This is a genomic window from Streptomyces sp. NBC_00873 (assembly GCF_045207415.1).
GTDB lineage: Bacteria > Actinomycetota > Actinomycetes > Streptomycetales > Streptomycetaceae > Streptomyces.
The window spans coordinates 190,780-207,057 of record NZ_CP108803.1; the positions used below are offsets into that span (position 1 = coordinate 190,780).

A 16,278-nucleotide genomic window follows, 5' to 3' on the forward strand; every position below is an offset into this window, starting at 1 on the left:
TTAGGCAACTGGACATGAAAAGCCCGCACTCTCCGGACGAAGAGTGATGCCGGGACCCATCGATAAGCGGTCTCGGTTAGAAGTGAACGAAGCCAGTCGTGAGCATGAGCGGCACGAACGCCTCCAGCGTGAACTACGCGCCGGCCGTCAGGGCCCGCAGCAGACGCGGGGCGAACACGACCAGCAGCACCAGGCCCGCCGCCGTGCACACCCCATGGCGTACGTCCCATGCGGAGACCCCGTACTGGGTGAGCGCCTGCGGGCGAAGAGCCCGGCGTGCAGGTCGGCTGCGGGGTCGGGTCGCGTCACGGGCAGCCAAGGTATGCACCAATCCCACCGCGTGCCACAGCCTTTACGAACAGGAGCAGCGCTCACCGGGCGCTTCCTTGCCAACGGCATAAGGGTCATCTCTAGCTCAACTCACCTTGCAAAACACGGACTTCGCGTCCGGCCACACCATCCGCAGCTTCCGCGGCGCCCCGTTCGACCACTGCGGCACTTCACTCGATGACTCGTTCGGCGACGGGATCGTCGTCGACGAGACCGCACCGGCTCGCATCATCGTCGAACACGACGTGTACGAAGTCGACGAGCCCCCGCTCCGCCGGGTTCGGGGCCGGTCGGAGCCGAAGGCGAACCCGGCAGCCGCAACATCTCGACGTGTGGTCTACACCACTATACGTTCCGGTACGCATGGACATCTGACGTCAGAGGTCCGTTGGTCGGGTGCTCTCGGCGCCCGGGCATCGGACCCTGTGGGGCTCAAATACGGGATTCGGCCGCTGATCTGCGGGTTCGTAGCGGTGTCAACTAGCGATCTGGTACTCGTTAATGAGTCCGCCGAGGACCGCTGTGCGGCGGACTCGGTGCTCGGCGAGGTCGACGGGGCGCGGAGGTCCGGCTTCAGCTTGCGATGGACAGAGCTGGCTCAGTGTCACGTTCCGGTCAGCTCGGTCGGTGGTGGAGCAGGGTGGCCCGTAGCTCGTTCTCGGTGATCTGCTCGGCAGGGCGGTGGAGCGTCCAGCGGTGGGCCTCGCCGTCCATGGGCTGCACCTCGACGACGGTCTCCAGCGGTGGGTAGCCGACTTCGCCGCAGATGAGTTGGCGGATTATGACGGCGGTGTCGTCGTCCAGGCCGAGCAGGGCGCGTACGGCATCCTTCAGTTCACGGAGGTGCGGGCTCGGCCAGGCGATTCCTGGGCGCGGTTCCAGGTACATGGGGGTACTCCTGGGTTCCGGAATGAGGGGCGGGCGGCGCAGATAGCGCCGGTGAGGTCGACGGTGTGTTCGGCGGCGAAGCCGATGCCGCAAGCGTTGCGACTGGCCCGCCTCTCGACGATGTCGGTGTCCGCGGGCGGGGTGTGCTGTAGCCGCGGCACGGCTGGGGGTGGCGGTGCCGGTCGGCGGGACGCAGACGGGTGCGCCCCGCCGGCCTGTCTGTTCGCGTACGGCATCCACTCCGCCTGCGGCTCGCGCAGCGTGGTAGAGAGTGGTCGGTGGTCAGGCCGAGCGACGGGGCTTCGGCAAGCAGCAGGGCGTGCAGTGCCTGGGCCGACACGAAATTGGTAGCCCGTGCGGCGGTGTGTGGCTTTGCCGGTCCCGCCGCACCCCGAGCCAGGACGCAGGCATCCCGGGCGGCTTCATGGTGGTGGTTCAGTTGGGTGGTGTGCGGGTGGTGGCCCAGTTGGGTGTCCTGACGGGCGGTCGGGCAGCGCGGTGTTGTCTGGTCACGGTCACCTGCCAGATGGCGAGGAGCAGCAGCGTGCCGGTTTCGGCGAGGAGGCTGAGGACGGCTTGTGGCTCGGGCTGCAGACCGTGCTCGGTGAATCCGAACACTCCTACGGTGCGCGAAGCGGTGAAGCCGCCGAGAGCGCCGAGCGCGACGCCTGCCGCGGCGGTCCTCAGCAGCAGGGGTGATGTCCCGATCAGCAGCAGGGCGGCGAGGGCGAAGGAAGCGCTGGCCTGGAGCAGGAACAGGGGGCCGATGATGTGGATGAAGCGGTATCCGTCGATGTAGAGCTGGGCGTGGATGTATCCGCTGGCAGCGAGGGTTGCGGCGGTCGCGGACCGCAGGGTGGGGGCGAGGAATCTTTGGGTGTTCATGCCAGCCTCTGGTCCTTGATGGCCAGTTCGCGGTCGCCTTGGCGGTAGCCGACGCTGCGGATGCCGAGTGCGTCTTTGAGCTGCCGGGCAGGGACGACCTGCGGAGTGGGGGCGGGGGCGCGGCCCGGCTTGGGCAGGGGGTAGGCGGTGGTGGTGGCGGAGTGGAAGGTGATGTTGCCCTCTGTCTTGGTGAACAGTTGGTGGACGTGCCCGTTGAGACAGGTGACGGAGGAGAAGCGGCGCAGGAGGGCGATGACCTTGAGGGCGTCGTCGGTGCTCCAGCCCCACTGCGGGTACATGGCGAACAGCGGGATGTGGCTGAAGACCACGATGGGGGTGTCCGACGACAGTCCGGCGATGTCCTTGCGAACGAAGTCGATCTGGTCGTTGCCGAGGTGGCCGAGCTTCTCCAGGCTCAGGGTGTTGACCAGGGCGATGAAGTGCACGCCGTGGGTGTCGAAGCTGTACCAGCCATCGCCCAGCGTGCCCATGCCGAAGTTCCGCCGGTAGGCGCGGCCTGCATCGCCGATGGAGTCGTGCTCGCCCGGCACGGTGAAGACGCGGTCCGTCTTCATTCCGGCCATCATCTGCTTGACCTGGTCGAACTGCCCGGCCATGGACAGGTGGGTCAGGTCGCCGCTGTGCATGACGAAGTCAGGTCTGAATCCGAGCGAGTTGACCTGCTTGATCGCTTCGGCGAAGGAGCCGACCACATCCATGTTCGCCGGGCCCTGGAACCCGATATGGCTGTCGGAGACCTGCACGAACCGCAGCGCGCCGCTTCCCGCTGCGGCGGCCCCGGCCGCGGCCCCGGCGTTGGTGTCTCGGGAGCCGGCAATGTGGCTGATCACCTCTCCACTGGCCACGGTCAGCACCACCGCGCCGCCGAACCACCCTGCGTGCCGGATAAGTTGACGTCGAGTCATGCCGCGTTCGGTATCGGGCTGACCGGCGTCGTCGGCCAGTGCTCCGTCGTGACTGTCGTAGTAGTCGGTCATCGGGTCACCTCCACGGTGGCGGTCATGAACGGATGGATGGTGCAGAGGTAGGCATAGGTGCCGGGCTTGGTGAACGTGTAGCTGTAGGTGGCGTGGGTGGCCAGGGCGGCCGAATGCAACGGGCCGCCCGATCCGGCGCTGGTGACGGTGTGGGCGTCGGTGTCCTGATTGGTCCACGTCACCCTCGTGCCCACTTTGACCTTCAGCGTGGCCGGGGAGAATGCGAAATTCTTGATCGCCACCGCGCTCCCGGTCACCGGCGCGGCCGGCGCGCCCGTGCTCGAGGGACTCATAGGCATGCTCATACTGGGCATCGGCGAGGCGCCGGGAGTGGAGCCTTTCCCCGGCCCCGTGGCGCCGGGCATCCCTGCCGTCTGGTGCTGACCCGGACCGGGTGTGATGGCGCCGACTCCGCTGGCCGAGGAATGCGACGACTGGCCGCATGAGCTGAGGAGCCCCACCGCGCCGGCAGTGGCGATGATGGCGACAGCCAGCCCGGCCGCAGCGCGTGACCGCTTGCCTGGTGTGCGAAAGTTCAGGTACACGGTGTCCGTTCCTCACTGATCAGGCGGAGACGGGGACTGCGCCGGCTCGGCGCACGTAACCGCAGGAATATGTAGTGGATGCTGTGTTCATGGGTGCGTGCCCCTCACGGACCCGGCGAACGAGCATGGGTGCCGCCCCGGTCCGGCGGCTCGCCTCGACGTGACCCGCGCTGCACGTCCGCCCTTGCGCGCCGCGAGCGTGCGGGCGGCATGCGGCAGTTCCCCCTATGGGGGGCCGCGAGTGACTCGGGGCAGGTCGGCGGTGCCCATACGGGTGGTGCGCACGCCGGGCCGGGCGGAGTTCTGTCCCGGTGGTTGCGCGGCCCTCGATCACTGTGCGCGTAGAGCCGTCGCCGCGGTGTGCGCTGGGCACGGGCGGAGACTGCGCGGTGGCGCCTACTTGGATGCACGGGGGCGGGGTGAGCTTGGCCGGCGCCATGAGCGCGTCCGTCGCGTGGTACATCTCGGTCACCTCTGATCCATCCTTTGTCGCATGGGGAATCGATGAGGAATTGCGCGTGAGTCGGCTCTTGTCCGGCTCCACGGACGGCGGGGGTCCCACGGTTCGGTAGATTTGCACTTTTTGTGAGACCTCTTGGCATCGCCGCAGATCAGCCGGCCTCCCGGGCGCCGCGCACGCTTGGCCCTCTTGGTGCCACAAGGCCCGACATGGACATATCACCCATGACGCTCACGGAACGTCACCGGCATCGCGCTGTGCGTTATAGGACAAAGCAGTACATGTGCGCGATGATCGGCCTATGCACTGGAGTTTCCCAAAACGTGGTCCAAGGACCGATCCGGATCGCTCCGCGCACCGTGTCTCTGGTAAAGGGACGCTTTCGACCGCAGATGAGGAACTGCTGCGCACGCTGTACGCGGAGCACGCAGGAGCCCTGTTCCACTACGTGCTGCGACTGACCTCAGGAGATTGGCAATGGGCGGAGGATGTGGTGCAGGAGACACTGCTGCGAGCGTGGCAGCATCCCGCCGCGTTCGACCCCGCACGCGGCCCGGCCCGGGCATGGCTGTGTACGGTCGCCCGACACCTGGTCATCGACGCCCACCGGGCCCGGCAGGCCAGGCCGGCCGAGGTCGGCGGCGAGGCCCTTCAGCGGGCCGCCGAGCAGACGCCGGGCGAGGACCAGATCGAGCAGGCACTGCAGAGCTGGGCGGTTGCCGACGCCGTCCGGTCGTTGTCCCCGGACCACCGCGCCGTCCTGCTGGAGACCTACTACCGGGGCCGGACCATGGCGGAGGCCGCACAGGTGCTGGGCATTCCGCTGGGCACCGTGAAGTCGCGGACGTACTACGCCCTGCACGCCCTGCGACTGGCGTTGCAGGAACGGGGCATCGAGCCATGACCGCGGCGGGCAGGAGGTGGCGACCATGAGTGCGGAGTACGACGCCCTCCGGCTGGCGCTGGGGGGATACGTCCTGGGCACGCTGCCCTCGGCAGAAATGGAACGGGTGCGCAGCCACCTCGCGGAATGCGCCGAATGCCGGGCCGAACACACCCGGCTGGCGGGATTGCCTCCGCTGCTGGCGACGGTGACCGAAGCCGAAGTCTCAGGCCAGACGGTGCCGACGGCCGACGGGGACCTGGCCGACCGGCTGGTGGCACGGGCAGCCGAAAGCGCGCAGGGCTCCCTGCCCGAACGGCCCGCCGCGCCGACGGTGTCGAAGGCGCCAGCAGGGGGTGTGCTGGAGAGGCTGCTCCAGCAGGCCGCGGCCCGGCGCCGCAGGACCTGGCGTCTGCAACTGGCCGGCGCGGCCGCCTCGCTGATGTTCATCGCGGCAGCGGCCGGCGGCACATGGCTGGCGGCCGTCGGATCCGTGGGCAGTCTGGCGACGCCGCCTGGGCCGACCGCACCGATTGCCTGGCGCACCTTCTCCGGAAGCGATCCCACCACCGGCGTCTCCGCCTCGGTGAAGGTCTCGCCCTCTGCCTGGGGCAGTGCCCTGCAGGTCTCCGCCAAGGGGGCACCCGCCGGAATCACCTGCCGGCTGCAGGCGGTCGGACCCGGCGGAGCCAGAACGGACGGCGCTACCTGGCGGGCAGGCGAGTACCCTCCCGGCACCACGATCCCAGGGGCGGTTGCCATGTCCCCGGGAGCCATCGACCACTTCGAGATCCTCGCAGACAACGGTCAGAAGCTGGTCACAATCCAGGCGTGAGGCGAGGCCAGGGTCGTCATGTCACTGGGCGGCCTGGCCGCCCAGTGACATGACGACAGCCGTTGGGTGTGAGCGCACGGCGGCACAAGAGGCCAAGAAGACGTCGCCACCGAAGGGCCGGGCCGTCAGCGGCGAGGGGGCCGGGCAGTCGACGAGAAGCGAGCCGCCTCAAGACCGGTGGGCCAGGCTGAAGAAGCGCACACAGGGCGTCCAGCCGATGGCCATCGAGGAGGCTTGTGCTCGTGACATCGGCTGCGCAGGCACGCTCGTGACCACCGTCGTCGACCGATGCCACCACGCCGCACGGCTCCGGGATCGGCGAGATCGTCCGACAACGGCACCCGACGGATGAGCGCGGCGGCCTCGGAGGCCGACACCGGCGCCTCTGTGGCCGAGGGGCTGATCGGCGCCACGCGCGCGGAGGCGGCTCGTGGTCGAAGCGGCTGCCACCGGCCGGAAAAGATCACCTGCGCGGCCGGGCTGATCGAGGTAAAGACCGTCCGGGTGCACGACCAGCGGGTCGAGGGGCGACCGCAAGCGGTCGTCGCTCTGGCCGCTGTGGTGCCACACGTCCCCGGGCCCGGTCAGATGCTGCGGCTGCTTCGCCCCACAGCCTGTCATCGGGGGACTGCGTCGGCACCGGGCAGTTCTGCGGCTCGTTCGCGGGGCTCTTGCCCGCTCCCGTCACGCGGCTTCCGGCAGTGGCAGGCCGGTCACCCCCGCGCCGGGCCTTCTCGGGTGCCGGCCGCGTACATGGGTGGGCACGGCTGTGCGGGGCCGAAGGCATACACCTCAACCTCCGCCGGGAGGAGGCCAAAGCCGACACCCGGGTCCTTCTCACGGCGCGCCGACGGTTTCCGGAAGCTGGTGACTCTCACCCCGGCTCCGGCGAACCGGCTGCGTCCTCAGCCGACTTGATGCGTGAGTGCGCCGACGGGGCGTGCACTCCCTCTCCGGGTGGCCAGTGGCGCCGCCCTTGGCCTCAGCAAGGGCCCGGCCGAAGTGATCCCCGTCCCGCGCGCAAGCAGAGGTATGCGGTTCACCAAACGGCCGGCGACCTCAACTCGCCTTTTTCCTCCGAAGTCCGTGCAGCCCGGAGAAGACGGTCCAGGATGTCTGCGCGCCGAGGGCCGCGACCGAGCCGAGACGCGGGCAGGGACGCTCGTCCGGCCCTGCGGCGCGACGTTCCCGCAGGGCCGTCCGGAAGACCACGGGCGAGGGAACGAGCTGCCGGTGCCCGGTCCGGCCGAGTACGGCATCGAGCCCCGGCAGAGGCGAGTGAGCCCAGCCAGGCCGCCGGCATCGACGTGACCCGCAAGAAGTCGAGAAAAAGGGGCGAACAGCTCGAACCGTTCGGCATGCGTCGCCCGTGGAACTGAATGAGCGCGCCCCTTCAGGATCCGGCCTACCGACCGCCCCCGAAGTTGTTGGTGGTCTCCCCCGTTCCGCTCTCCGCACATCCACAGAAGAGCCAGAAGACCATGTTTGTGACCGATTCCCCCAGCCCGAGTTCACTGCTCGGCCAGCCCTGCCGCCACGAGGCGCTGCTCACCCTGCCCGCGCAGAAAACGCACGTCTCCGCCGCTCGTCACTTCGCGGCCGATCTGCTGGAGACCTGGAGCGTGCCCGCAAACGAGCGGGACTCCGCCGTTCTCATCGTCGACGAACTCGCCGCCAACGCCGCCCAGTACGGCCGCGATCGCATGACCCTGCTGCTCGTCCTCGACGACGGCACTCTGCACATTGTGGTCACTGACTCCGGCATGGCAGTGGAGCGCCATCGCCCCGACATCGCCCCCGACGAACACGGCCGCGGCACTGGCATCGTCCAGTACCTCGCCCAGTCGACCGAGGTCCACCAGACACGCAGCAGCCGCGAAGTCCGCGCCTGCCTCAGGTGCTCGCCATGACCGGGCCGGGCGTTCCGCACGAACTGCGGCCCCTTGCCAGGGCCGGCACCGCAGCACAGCGACGGGTCACCGGGGGCGGCTGCGGCGCCGGGTCACCCGACGGCCCCGCCGAGTGGGCCTTCGCGACCCACAAGCCGTGCCCCGTCGACGGCTTCCCGGGCCCGGCCCGGGTGCCCATGCGGTCCGCAGCACACCCATCGGCCCTTGATCACGGCGACCACGACCACGACACGGTGCTGTGTCAACGCTGCGGCGCCGGCCCCTGCGTACAGGCGGAGATATGAGCGTGGACGTCACCCCGAACAGCGGCGAGGGCATCGGCGCCCCGCCCCCGCACGAGGCGTACGCGAATGCGCCAGACCTGCGCCGCGAGATGCACCAAGTGCTCGCTCTCGGGGCCGAACGCGACGGCCGCCAGGCCAGGCCCGTCACCGGCCCCCTGGTCGATGCGACGGCCGCCGAACGCGCCTGGCTGCTACGACGGGCCGCCCTCATGGACCGGATGGCCCTCGACGACCCCGGCCCCGGCCCGGTCGCAGCCGCCGCAGAAACCGCCGAGCAACTCGTCCTGCACGACCGTCGCCATCCCGACCTGGTGGCCGGCCCGCACCACCCCGACGCGATCACGCTCGTCCCCAGCCACCGCCTCTACGTCCGCCAGGAGTACGCCGCCTGGACGGCTGCCGGGCGCCCCAGAATCTGAATCGACCCCGATCCGACAAGGAGAAGGACCCATGACCCGCAAGGACAATGACACCCGGCACGCCCCCGCGGCAGCCGGCCCCCTCCACTCGCCTCGCCTCACATGCCCGACAGCCATGCGTGAACATCACGCCGGTCGGCGACAGGAACGGTCACGCCAGGGAAAGCCGATGAACGCACCGTGGCCGAACGCGAAGACCCATCGGCTGTTCCAGGTGCCCGAACGTGGTTGCTCCCAGGGGCAGCGGCTGGGCGTCCATCCGGCCCAAACGCCCCCGCACACTCCGCGGGCCGGGCAGCCGACGCAGGTGGCCATGCAGGTCACAGGCGGCGAACTGCGCCTCGTCGTACACCTGTTGCCAAGCGAGCTCCCCGCGGTTGCGGCGACGGGCGACGAATTCACTTGTGAGGCCTGGCTGGACGACGCCGTGGGAATCTCCCGATGGCGCGGGCGGCGGACACCGGTGAAACCGCCGTGCCAAGTGCACCGGGAAACCTCCTCCCAGGCGCCCGCGCACGAGACCGCGGGCGCGGGCACGGACGCCGGCCTGCCCGGCCACCTCCTGCGGATCCCCTTCTGCGACGACGAGTGCCAGCCATCCGTCGGTGTAGAGCCTTGCCGGGTCGTGGACATCGACCGCGTCCAGCAGCATGGTGTCCCGGCCGAGTGCGGCCGGGACGCGGAAGGGGAACTCCTCGCCGTATCGGCGGACGGGCAACCGTGCTGGACGCGCCCGCCGGCGGCAGCGGGCCGTCGTCCGCGGCCAAAGGTGTGCGCCTCCCGCCGCGTCAACCTTCTGCAAGGCCCGGTCGTGGACGGGACGCTTCTTTGGGCAGCGGCCGAAGTTCTGCGCGCGCCCGGAGAGCGATGGGGGCATGCTTGGGGCGGCAAGACACGATGCGCCGCGGTCGCTCCCGCTCCCACCGCTGCCGCGCAGGAACAAGCGGCACGGATCGCCGAGGCAGGTATGAGGGCCGACGCGTTCGAAGGGGTGGTGTGACGATGTTCCGCAATGCGCTGGAGCCCTGGCACTTGCTGATCCTGGTCGCGGTAGTAGTTTTGATCTTCGGCTCGAAGAAACTACCCGACACGGCCCGGGCGCTGGGCAAGTCCATGCGGATCCTCAAGAGCGAGACCAAGGCCATGAAGGACGACGGCGCCTCAAACGAGCCACGCCCCGAGCCTGAGCCTGCACCGGGACCGGGACCGGGACCGCGGACGATCTCGGGCGCTCCCGGAGACACCGCCACCGCCCGCACCGCGCCCACGGACAGCACGACCAACCACTGAGACTGAGCCCGGTCCTGCGCACCCCTGGCTCATCCCCGCACGAGACGCTGCCCGAAGCCTCCCCGGCCGGCTCACCTCTTACGCTGTCGGGCCGCCCGCGTCGTTGTCTGCGGTACCGGCCGGCGTCTTGGCCGGAGCAGCGCTGTTTCCTGGCTCAAGCGCGGCGCGTAACAGTGGACGGTCTGAGGACCTTCGTGAGCCGCCCACCCTCGGGCTGGGCAGGGCCGATCAGCTCGCGGTAAGTGGTACCGACCTGGACCAACTGCCTCCTGGACGCGCTACCGGCCGCAACCGGCGCCATGGCGAGCTCGCGCCCCACCGGGTGACGGAGACGATCAAGTACTAACGCAGGGCCGGTAGTCTCCGGTCTGCCGCACGAGATGAGGACGTGGCGTGCCTCAGTCAGCCCGCAACAAGGAAAAGGATCCCGAGGGGCGGATGCCGCTCGCGGAGCACCTTCGTGAGCTCCGCAACCGGCTCGCCAAGGCCGTCCTTGCCATCCTGGTCATCACGATTGCCGCAGCCTTCTACTACAAGGACATCATGATCTTCTTCACCAGGCCGGTGCTGGACTCGGTCGGCTGCCCGACGTCCTTCGCCGATCTGGCCAAGCAGACCGCGGACACCACCTGCGCGCGGATCACTATCAACGGTCTGCTCGCGCCTTTCACCCTGGCGCTGAAGGTGTCCCTGATGGCTGGCGTCGTGCTGGCCTCGCCGGTATGGCTGTACCAGCTGTGGGCGTTCGTTGCCCCCGGCCTGCACAAGCACGAGCGGAAATACGCCTACGCGTTCGTCGGCGCGGGCGTCCCGCTGTTCTTCGGCGGCGCCTTCTTCGCCTACAAGGTGCTGCCCACGACCGCGAAGGTGTTGATCGACTTCACCCCGCACGGGGTGAAGAACCTGCTGCCGCTGGACGATCTGCTCGACCTCGTCACCCGCATGGTGGTCGTCTTTGGTCTCTCCTTCGAGATGCCGCTGCTACTGGTGATGCTGAACCTCACCGGAGTGCTGTCCGGCCGGCGGATGCTCGGCTGGTGGCGCCGCATGATCCTGGGGATCACGGTCTTTTCGGCTGTGGCGACGCCGAGCACGGACCCGCTGACCATGCTGGCGCTGGCCGCGCCGATCTGGGTGCTCTATTTCGCCGCCGTTGTCTTTTCACTTCTCAATGACCGGCGCAAGGCCCGCAGAGAGGCAGAGGGACCCGGCGACGACGAGACCTCCGACATCGACCTCACGCCGCAGGACATCGGCGAAGTGGAATCGGTGTCCGCCAGCCAGGCCCTGCCCGCGCAGCCGGACGCTGACGACGACCGCGCCGACGGGTAAGACCACGGGACCTGAGGGGGCCTTCAGTAGGGCACGGAGCGCGGCAGCCCCGCCGACGCGCAACACCAGCTCCAGGCCGCCCGATCCCCGCCGCGCCGAGCACTGCTTTGCTCGGGTGCCGTTGCGGCTGTTGCCGCTGTTCTTCCCGGCCGCCTCATGCTTGTCGCAGCCGAGGTGATCAGTGATCTCGCCCTCCAGGGCGGATTCCAGCACCCGCTTCGTCAGCTGCTGCAGCAGCCCGCCCTCCCCAGTCAGCTGCAGGCCCTCCGACCGGGCCCGGTCTATCAGCATCGAGATCAGCTGGTCATCCGGCACCCCTCCGGGAACCGCCGGACCAGTGGCCTCGATCGAATCCAACTCCACACCCTGCACAGTCGCTTGGCGTCTCTTCCTTGATCAGCAGATCCGCCGTTAGTTTTTTTACACTCCCCGTTAGCTGGGCCTGGCCGGTCCGGCCGTGGTCGACGCCCATCAATCCCCGCCGGGTCACACGCCGGTGAGAGCTTCCTGTGGCTACCACTCCTCTGCGGCGAGCGCCTTGTTGCGCCGGACGGAGGACCAGAAGGACCAGCCGATCAGCACGACGCCGACGAGACCGGTGATGATCTCGTTGATCTGGTACTGGATGGTGATGAGAAGGATGACGGACAGCGCGCCGATGGCGTAGTGCGCGCCGTGCTCCAGGTAGACGTAGTCGTCCAGGGTGCCCTGGCGGACCAGGTAGACGGTGAGCGACCGGACGTACATGGCGCCGATGCCGAGGCCGAGGGCCATCAGCACGATCTGGTTGGTGATGGCGAAGGCGCCGATGACACCGTCGAACGAGAAGGACGCGTCGAGGACTTCGAGGTAGAGGAACATGAAGAACGCGGCCTTGCCGGAGAGCGCCACCGCCGACATCTTCTTGCCGGTCTTCCTGGCTTCCTCCTCGGCCTCGTTCTCGCGCTCCTCCTCTTCCTCGAGCCTGTTCTCGAAGTAGCCGGAGAGACCGCCGACGATGAGGTACGTGATCAGACCCGCGACGCCCGCGAGCAGGACGGTCTCCGCCTTGTCCGCGTGCGCGCCGCCGTGCTGGTGCGCCTGGGTCGCGAAGGTCATGGCCGAGACCAGCAGCACGATGAGCGCGATGCAGACCGACAGCATGTCGACCTTGCCGAGCTTGGCGAGCGGGCGCTCGATCCAGCGCAGCCACTGGATGTCACGGTCCTCGAAAATGAAGTCGAGGAAGATCATCAGAAGGAACATGCCACCGAAGGCGGCGATCGCCGGGTGGGCGTCCGTGACCAGTTGCTGGTAGCGGTCGGGCTGGCTGAACGAGAGATCGACCGCCTCGATGGGCCCGATCTTGGCGGTGATGGCCACGATCACGACGGGGAAGACCAGCCGCATACCGAAGACCGCGATGAGTACACCGACCGTGAGGAAGATCTTCTGCCAGAAGGCATTCATCTTCTTCAGGATTCCGGCGTTGACCACCGCATTGTCGAAGGACAGCGAGATCTCGAGGACGGAAAGAATCGCGACCACACCGAACGCTTCCCACCCCCCGTAGAGCACCGCTGCGACCAGGCCGAGCGCGGTAATCGCGAACGACCATCCGAAGGTTTTCAGAACCACTGGTACCCAATCGTGTAGACAGGGTCGCTGACGAACTCGTGCATGGTTGGCCAGGACGCACCCCGAGGCGACGGAATGTCAGGAATCTGCTTTCACCGCGAGGACCGGACACGGCGAATCCAGGAGGATCCGCTGCGCCGAGGATCCCAGGAGGAGCTTGCCGACCGCGCTGCGGTGCCTCAGCCCGATCACCACCAGGGAGACCTCGGACGACCCCGCCAGCTCGACGATCTCCTCGGCGGCATCGCGCCCGCCGACCACCTGGCGTATGTCGAAGTCGACACCCAGCTTGGTCAGGTCCCGTCGGACATGGTCGAGGTCTTTCTGCTGTGCGAAACCGCGGTCGACGTACGCGTCGCCTCGCGAGGCATTCATCACCAGCAGGGTCTCGCCCCGGGTGAGGGCCTCGTCGACTCCCGCGCGCAGGGCCGACTCTCCTTCCGGCGAGGGCACATATCCAACCAGTACCGTCATGACTGCCCCTTTCAGGCTCGTTGCTCAACGAGCGGATGCACGATGTACCGGCGGACCAGCGGCCAGGCCAGTACGAGCACGATCACCGCGTAGATCACATAGGACACCGGTCCGCCCAGCAGACCGGACAGTTCGCCGCCCGACAGCTGAAGCGACCGCCGGCCCTGCAGTTCCGCGCGGGGGCCGAGGATGACGCCGACAATGAGCGGCAGCACCGGCAGCCCGAATCTCCGCATCCCGAAACCGATCAGCCCCAGCGTCAGGAGGAGGAACAGGTCCAAGGGCTGGGCGTTGACCGCGTAGGCACCCATCGACGCGAAGAACACAATTCCCGCGTACAGATAGGGGCGCGGTATCCGCAGCAGCCTGGCCCAGGCCGGCGCAAGCGGCAGATTCAGCAGGAGCAGCAGCAGATTGCCGATGAACAGGCTGGCAATCAGCGCCCAGACAAGCCCCGACTCGCGCTCGAACAGCAGAGGGCCGGGCTGGATGCCGTACGACTGGAATGCCGCGAGCATCACCGCGGCGGTCGCGTTCGTCGGCAGCCCGATGGCGAGCATAGGCACCAGGGTGCCTGCCGCGGACGCGTTGTTCGCTGCCTCCGGGCCGGCAACTCCCTCGATCGCCCCCTTGCCGAACTGCTCGGGGTGCTTGGTCAGCTTTTTCTCTGTGGCGTACGACAGGAACGTCGGGATCTCCGCGCCACCGGCCGGCATGGCCCCGAAGGGAAAGCCGAAGGCGGTGCCGCGCAGCCATGGCTTCCAGGACCGTTTCCAGTCCTCCCGGCCCATCCACGGCACGCCGACGGGGATCACCCCTGCGGGCCTACGCCGCAGATGCGCCGCCACCCAGAGGGCCTCGCCGACGGCGAAGATGCCGACGGCGACCACCACCACATCAATGCCGTCGGCGAGCTGGGGGATGCCGAAGGTGAGCCGCTGCTGCCCGGAGACCGAGTCGATTCCGACAATGCCGATCACTAGGCCGACGAGCAGCGAGGCGAATCCGCGGATGCGTGACGAGCCGAGTACTGCGGTGACCGCGATGAAGGACAGCAGCATGATCGCGAAGTAGTCCGGTGCACCGAGGCCGACCGCGAAATCCACCACGAGCGGGGCGACGAGCACCAGCAGCAGAGTACCGATCGTTCCGGCGACGAAGGATCCGATCGCCGCGGTGGCGAGCGCCTGCGCCGCCCGGCCGGCCTTGGCCATCTTGTTGCCCTCGATGGCCGTGACGACCGAGGACGATTCACCGGGCGTATTCAGCAGGATCGAGGTGGTCGAACCGCCGTACATGCCGCCGTAGAAGATGCCGGCGAACATGATGAATGCCTGGGTCGGCTCCATTCCGTACGTCACTGGCAGTAGCAGGGCCACGGTCATGGCCGGGCCGATGCCGGGCAGGACCCCGACCGCCGTGCCGATCGTGACGCCGATCAACGCCAGCAGAAGGTTCATCGGGGTGACGACGTGCGCGAACCCCTCGAGCAGATGATTCAGGTTGTCCATTACAGGATTCCTTGCAGCACGCCGGCCGGGAGATTGACGCCGAGCCCGATCGCGAAGGCGTAGAAGGTGATCAGCGACAGCGCCACCGCGATCGCCAGGTTGCGCAGGTAGTGCCGGTTGCCCAGGGCGAAGGCTGTTCCCCAGAACAGGAGGGCTCCGCTGATCACCCAGCCGAGGGCTTCGATCAACACCGCGTTGACGACGAACGCGCCGATCAACAGCAGCACGGTGCGCCAGTCGATCGGATTCGTCAGGTCGACGTCCTCGCCGGCCTCCGGTTCAGCGCGGCCGCCCCGCGCGACGTCGACGGTGTACACCAGGGCGATCAGAAGGAGCAGTACGCCGAGGAGCACCGGCACTGTGCGCGGCCCGATCGGGTCGGTGCTGCTCGTCGCGTGCGCGATCCCGGTGGCGTCGACGATCACCAGCACGCCCAACAGGGCGAGGAACGCGCACACACCGTACTGTGCGCGGTCCCCGCCCGGGGACGGGCGGGAGCCCGAGTCGGTGCGCTCAGTGACGTCCAGGCTCATGCCAGGCCGAGCTCTGTGAGGATGTCGGCGACGGCCTTGTCCTGTTCCGTCAGGTAGGTGGCGAACTCGTCGCCTGTCGTGAACGCGTCGGTCCAGCCGTGCTTGGTCAGCTCGGCCTTCCACTCCTTGGAGTCGTGCATCGCGGTCAGCGAGTCGATCCAGACCTTCTTGTCGGCGTCTCTGATGCCGGGCGGGGCGACGATTCCGCGCCAATTGGTGAAGACCAGGTCGATGCCCGAAGACTTCAGCGTCGGGGCATCCTTGAGGGCGTCGACCGGCTTCTCGCTGGTCACCGCGAGCACCCGCACCTGACCCGCCTCGATCTGGTCGAGGAACTCACCGAAACCGCTGGCACCGAAGGCGATCTTGTTGCCGAGGATTGCCGGGAGCAGCTCACCACCGCCGTCGTAGCCGATGTAGTTGACCTTCTTCGGGTCGATGCCGACCGTCTTGGCGAGCTGCATCGGAAGCAGGTGGTCCGGTCCGCCGAGCGACGAGCCGCCCCCGACTGCGATGCTCTTGGGGTTCTTCTTCCAGGCGGTGACGAGATCGTCGATCGTCTTGTACGGAGAGTTCTTGGGCACGACGATCGCGCCCGCCTCCTCCATCAGCTTTGCGATCGGTGTGGTCTGGGAGAGCGTCGCCTTCGACTTCGAGGCGTACGAAGCACCGACGACTCCTAGTCCCATCTGCATGGTGAGCTTGCCGTTGCCCTTTTCGTTCACGGTGCGCTGCAGGCCGACCGTGCCGCCGGCGCCCGGAAGATTGAACACCTGAATTCCGGACGCGATCTTGGTGTCCTCCATCACCTTGGCCGCCGTCCGCGCCGTGGTGTCGTACCCGCCGCCCGGGGTGTTGGGGACCATGATCCGCAGGCCGGTGACGGGCTCGTCGCTCTTGCCCGTCCCCTCCTTCTCCGCGGTGGCGCCGCAGGCGCCTACCGCGAGCATGGACATGGCGGCCAAGGCACTGACGACAGCAGCTCTGCGAGTTCTCATGGCTTGTCTCTTTCACTTCCGGCAGTCGGACGCCATGATTGTGCGACTCGGCAGACACCACGTCTGTGTTGTGTCAGCATTGAAGA

At 68.1% G+C, this 16,278-nt stretch carries 17 protein-coding genes and 1 pseudogene; 7 read left to right on the forward strand and 11 right to left on the reverse strand.

The genetic code is table 11. From position 1 onward, the window contains the following. Positions 1-133: 133 nt before the first annotated feature. The 5 genes from OH809_RS00855 to OH809_RS00875 form a co-directional block, all read right to left on the reverse strand. On the reverse strand, positions 134-319 hold the full coding sequence (locus tag OH809_RS00855; RefSeq protein WP_406415414.1) for a hypothetical protein: 186 nt from the start codon (positions 317-319) through the stop codon (positions 134-136). Between the two features lie 626 nt (positions 320-945). Further along, positions 946-1,218, reverse strand: a complete 273-nt coding sequence (locus OH809_RS00860) for a hypothetical protein (protein WP_406415415.1) — start codon at positions 1,216-1,218, stop codon at positions 946-948. 435 nt (positions 1,219-1,653) lie between these two features. Continuing rightward, positions 1,654-2,103 carry a hypothetical protein gene (locus OH809_RS00865; RefSeq protein WP_384952093.1) on the reverse strand — a complete coding sequence of 150 codons (450 nt, stop codon included), beginning with the start codon at positions 2,101-2,103 and terminating at the stop codon, positions 1,654-1,656. After that, on the reverse strand, positions 2,100-3,101 hold the full coding sequence (locus OH809_RS00870; RefSeq protein ID WP_406415417.1) for a metallophosphoesterase family protein: 1,002 nt from the start codon (positions 3,099-3,101) through the stop codon (positions 2,100-2,102). The genes OH809_RS00865 and OH809_RS00870 overlap by 4 nt, the downstream gene beginning before the upstream one ends. Further along, the gene (locus OH809_RS00875) at positions 3,098-3,394 is read right to left on the reverse strand and encodes a plastocyanin/azurin family copper-binding protein (protein ID WP_352272256.1); all 297 of its coding nucleotides are present in this window, start codon (positions 3,392-3,394) and stop codon (positions 3,098-3,100) included. The genes OH809_RS00870 and OH809_RS00875 overlap by 4 nt, the downstream gene beginning before the upstream one ends. 1,013 nt (positions 3,395-4,407) lie before the next feature. Here OH809_RS00875 and OH809_RS00880 point away from each other — a divergent pair. The 7 genes from OH809_RS00880 (at position 4,408) to tatC (ending at position 11,059) form a co-directional block, all read left to right on the forward strand. Further along, the gene (locus OH809_RS00880; protein ID WP_406415419.1) at positions 4,408-5,010 is read left to right on the forward strand and encodes a sigma-70 family RNA polymerase sigma factor; all 603 of its coding nucleotides are present in this window, start codon (positions 4,408-4,410) and stop codon (positions 5,008-5,010) included. Between the two features lie 25 nt (positions 5,011-5,035). Then, positions 5,036-5,824 carry a zf-HC2 domain-containing protein gene (locus tag OH809_RS00885; RefSeq protein WP_406415421.1) on the forward strand — a complete coding sequence of 263 codons (789 nt, stop codon included), beginning with the start codon at positions 5,036-5,038 and terminating at the stop codon, positions 5,822-5,824. Between the two features lie 1,379 nt (positions 5,825-7,203). Further along, positions 7,204-7,734, forward strand: a complete 531-nt coding sequence (locus OH809_RS00890) for an ATP-binding protein (protein ID WP_406415423.1) — start codon at positions 7,204-7,206, stop codon at positions 7,732-7,734. Between the two features lie 280 nt (positions 7,735-8,014). Then, the gene (locus OH809_RS00895; protein WP_406415425.1) at positions 8,015-8,437 is read left to right on the forward strand and encodes a hypothetical protein; all 423 of its coding nucleotides are present in this window, start codon (positions 8,015-8,017) and stop codon (positions 8,435-8,437) included. A 169-nt stretch (positions 8,438-8,606) separates the two neighbouring features. Next, positions 8,607-9,437 (forward strand): hypothetical protein, encoded by an 831-nt coding sequence (locus OH809_RS00900; protein ID WP_406514807.1) that lies wholly within the window; start codon positions 8,607-8,609, stop codon positions 9,435-9,437. A 2-nt stretch (positions 9,438-9,439) separates the two neighbouring features. Then, on the forward strand, positions 9,440-9,727 hold the full coding sequence (gene tatA, locus OH809_RS00905; RefSeq protein WP_406424644.1) for a Sec-independent protein translocase subunit TatA: 288 nt from the start codon (positions 9,440-9,442) through the stop codon (positions 9,725-9,727). Positions 9,728-10,120: 393 nt separating this feature from the next. After that, on the forward strand, positions 10,121-11,059 hold the full coding sequence (gene tatC, locus OH809_RS00910) for a twin-arginine translocase subunit TatC (RefSeq protein ID WP_406415429.1): 939 nt from the start codon (positions 10,121-10,123) through the stop codon (positions 11,057-11,059). A gap of 105 nt (positions 11,060-11,164) precedes the next feature. Here the strand turns inward: tatC and OH809_RS00915 are convergent. The 6 genes and pseudogenes from OH809_RS00915 to OH809_RS00940 form a co-directional block, all read right to left on the reverse strand. Next, positions 11,165-11,350: pseudogene (locus OH809_RS00915) on the reverse strand (transposase); the annotation flags it as partial. Positions 11,351-11,572: 222 nt separating this feature from the next. Beyond that, positions 11,573-12,676 (reverse strand): DUF475 domain-containing protein, encoded by a 1,104-nt coding sequence (locus OH809_RS00920; protein ID WP_406415431.1) that lies wholly within the window; start codon positions 12,674-12,676, stop codon positions 11,573-11,575. A 78-nt stretch (positions 12,677-12,754) separates the two neighbouring features. Further along, positions 12,755-13,150: a universal stress protein gene (locus OH809_RS00925; RefSeq protein ID WP_406415433.1), complete on the reverse strand. Its 396-nt coding sequence runs from the start codon at positions 13,148-13,150 to the stop codon at positions 12,755-12,757. An 11-nt stretch (positions 13,151-13,161) separates the two neighbouring features. Next, on the reverse strand, positions 13,162-14,661 hold the full coding sequence (locus tag OH809_RS00930; protein WP_406415435.1) for a tripartite tricarboxylate transporter permease: 1,500 nt from the start codon (positions 14,659-14,661) through the stop codon (positions 13,162-13,164). Beyond that, positions 14,661-15,194 (reverse strand): tripartite tricarboxylate transporter TctB family protein, encoded by a 534-nt coding sequence (locus OH809_RS00935; RefSeq protein ID WP_406415437.1) that lies wholly within the window; start codon positions 15,192-15,194, stop codon positions 14,661-14,663. The genes OH809_RS00930 and OH809_RS00935 overlap by 1 nt, the downstream gene beginning before the upstream one ends. Then, positions 15,191-16,192 (reverse strand): Bug family tripartite tricarboxylate transporter substrate binding protein, encoded by a 1,002-nt coding sequence (locus tag OH809_RS00940; RefSeq protein ID WP_406415438.1) that lies wholly within the window; start codon positions 16,190-16,192, stop codon positions 15,191-15,193. The genes OH809_RS00935 and OH809_RS00940 overlap by 4 nt, the downstream gene beginning before the upstream one ends. Positions 16,193-16,278 lie beyond the last annotated feature (86 nt).

Excerpts from the sequence above, each read along its gene's own strand:
- OH809_RS00870 (WP_406415417.1), bottom strand. The coding sequence starts at position 3,101 with ATGACCGACTACTACGACAGTCACGACGGAGCACTGGCCGACGACGCC.
- OH809_RS00880 (WP_406415419.1), top strand. The coding sequence starts at position 4,408 with ATGCACTGGAGTTTCCCAAAACGTGGTCCAAGGACCGATCCGGATCGC.
- OH809_RS00895 (WP_406415425.1), top strand. The coding sequence starts at position 8,015 with ATGAGCGTGGACGTCACCCCGAACAGCGGCGAGGGCATCGGCGCCCCG.
- OH809_RS00900 (WP_406514807.1), top strand. The coding sequence starts at position 8,607 with ATGAACGCACCGTGGCCGAACGCGAAGACCCATCGGCTGTTCCAGGTG.
- OH809_RS00935 (WP_406415437.1), bottom strand. The coding sequence starts at position 15,194 with ATGAGCCTGGACGTCACTGAGCGCACCGACTCGGGCTCCCGCCCGTCC.
- tatA (WP_406424644.1), top strand. The coding sequence starts at position 9,440 with ATGTTCCGCAATGCGCTGGAGCCCTGGCACTTGCTGATCCTGGTCGCG.
- OH809_RS00860 (WP_406415415.1), bottom strand. The coding sequence starts at position 1,218 with ATGTACCTGGAACCGCGCCCAGGAATCGCCTGGCCGAGCCCGCACCTC.
- OH809_RS00865 (WP_384952093.1), bottom strand. The coding sequence starts at position 2,103 with ATGAACACCCAAAGATTCCTCGCCCCCACCCTGCGGTCCGCGACCGCC.
- OH809_RS00930 (WP_406415435.1), bottom strand. The coding sequence starts at position 14,661 with ATGGACAACCTGAATCATCTGCTCGAGGGGTTCGCGCACGTCGTCACC.
- OH809_RS00925 (WP_406415433.1), bottom strand. The coding sequence starts at position 13,150 with ATGACGGTACTGGTTGGATATGTGCCCTCGCCGGAAGGAGAGTCGGCC.
- OH809_RS00890 (WP_406415423.1), top strand. The coding sequence starts at position 7,204 with ATGAGCGCGCCCCTTCAGGATCCGGCCTACCGACCGCCCCCGAAGTTG.
- OH809_RS00875 (WP_352272256.1), bottom strand. The coding sequence starts at position 3,394 with ATGAGTCCCTCGAGCACGGGCGCGCCGGCCGCGCCGGTGACCGGGAGC.
- OH809_RS00940 (WP_406415438.1), bottom strand. The coding sequence starts at position 16,192 with ATGAGAACTCGCAGAGCTGCTGTCGTCAGTGCCTTGGCCGCCATGTCC.
- OH809_RS00885 (WP_406415421.1), top strand. The coding sequence starts at position 5,036 with ATGAGTGCGGAGTACGACGCCCTCCGGCTGGCGCTGGGGGGATACGTC.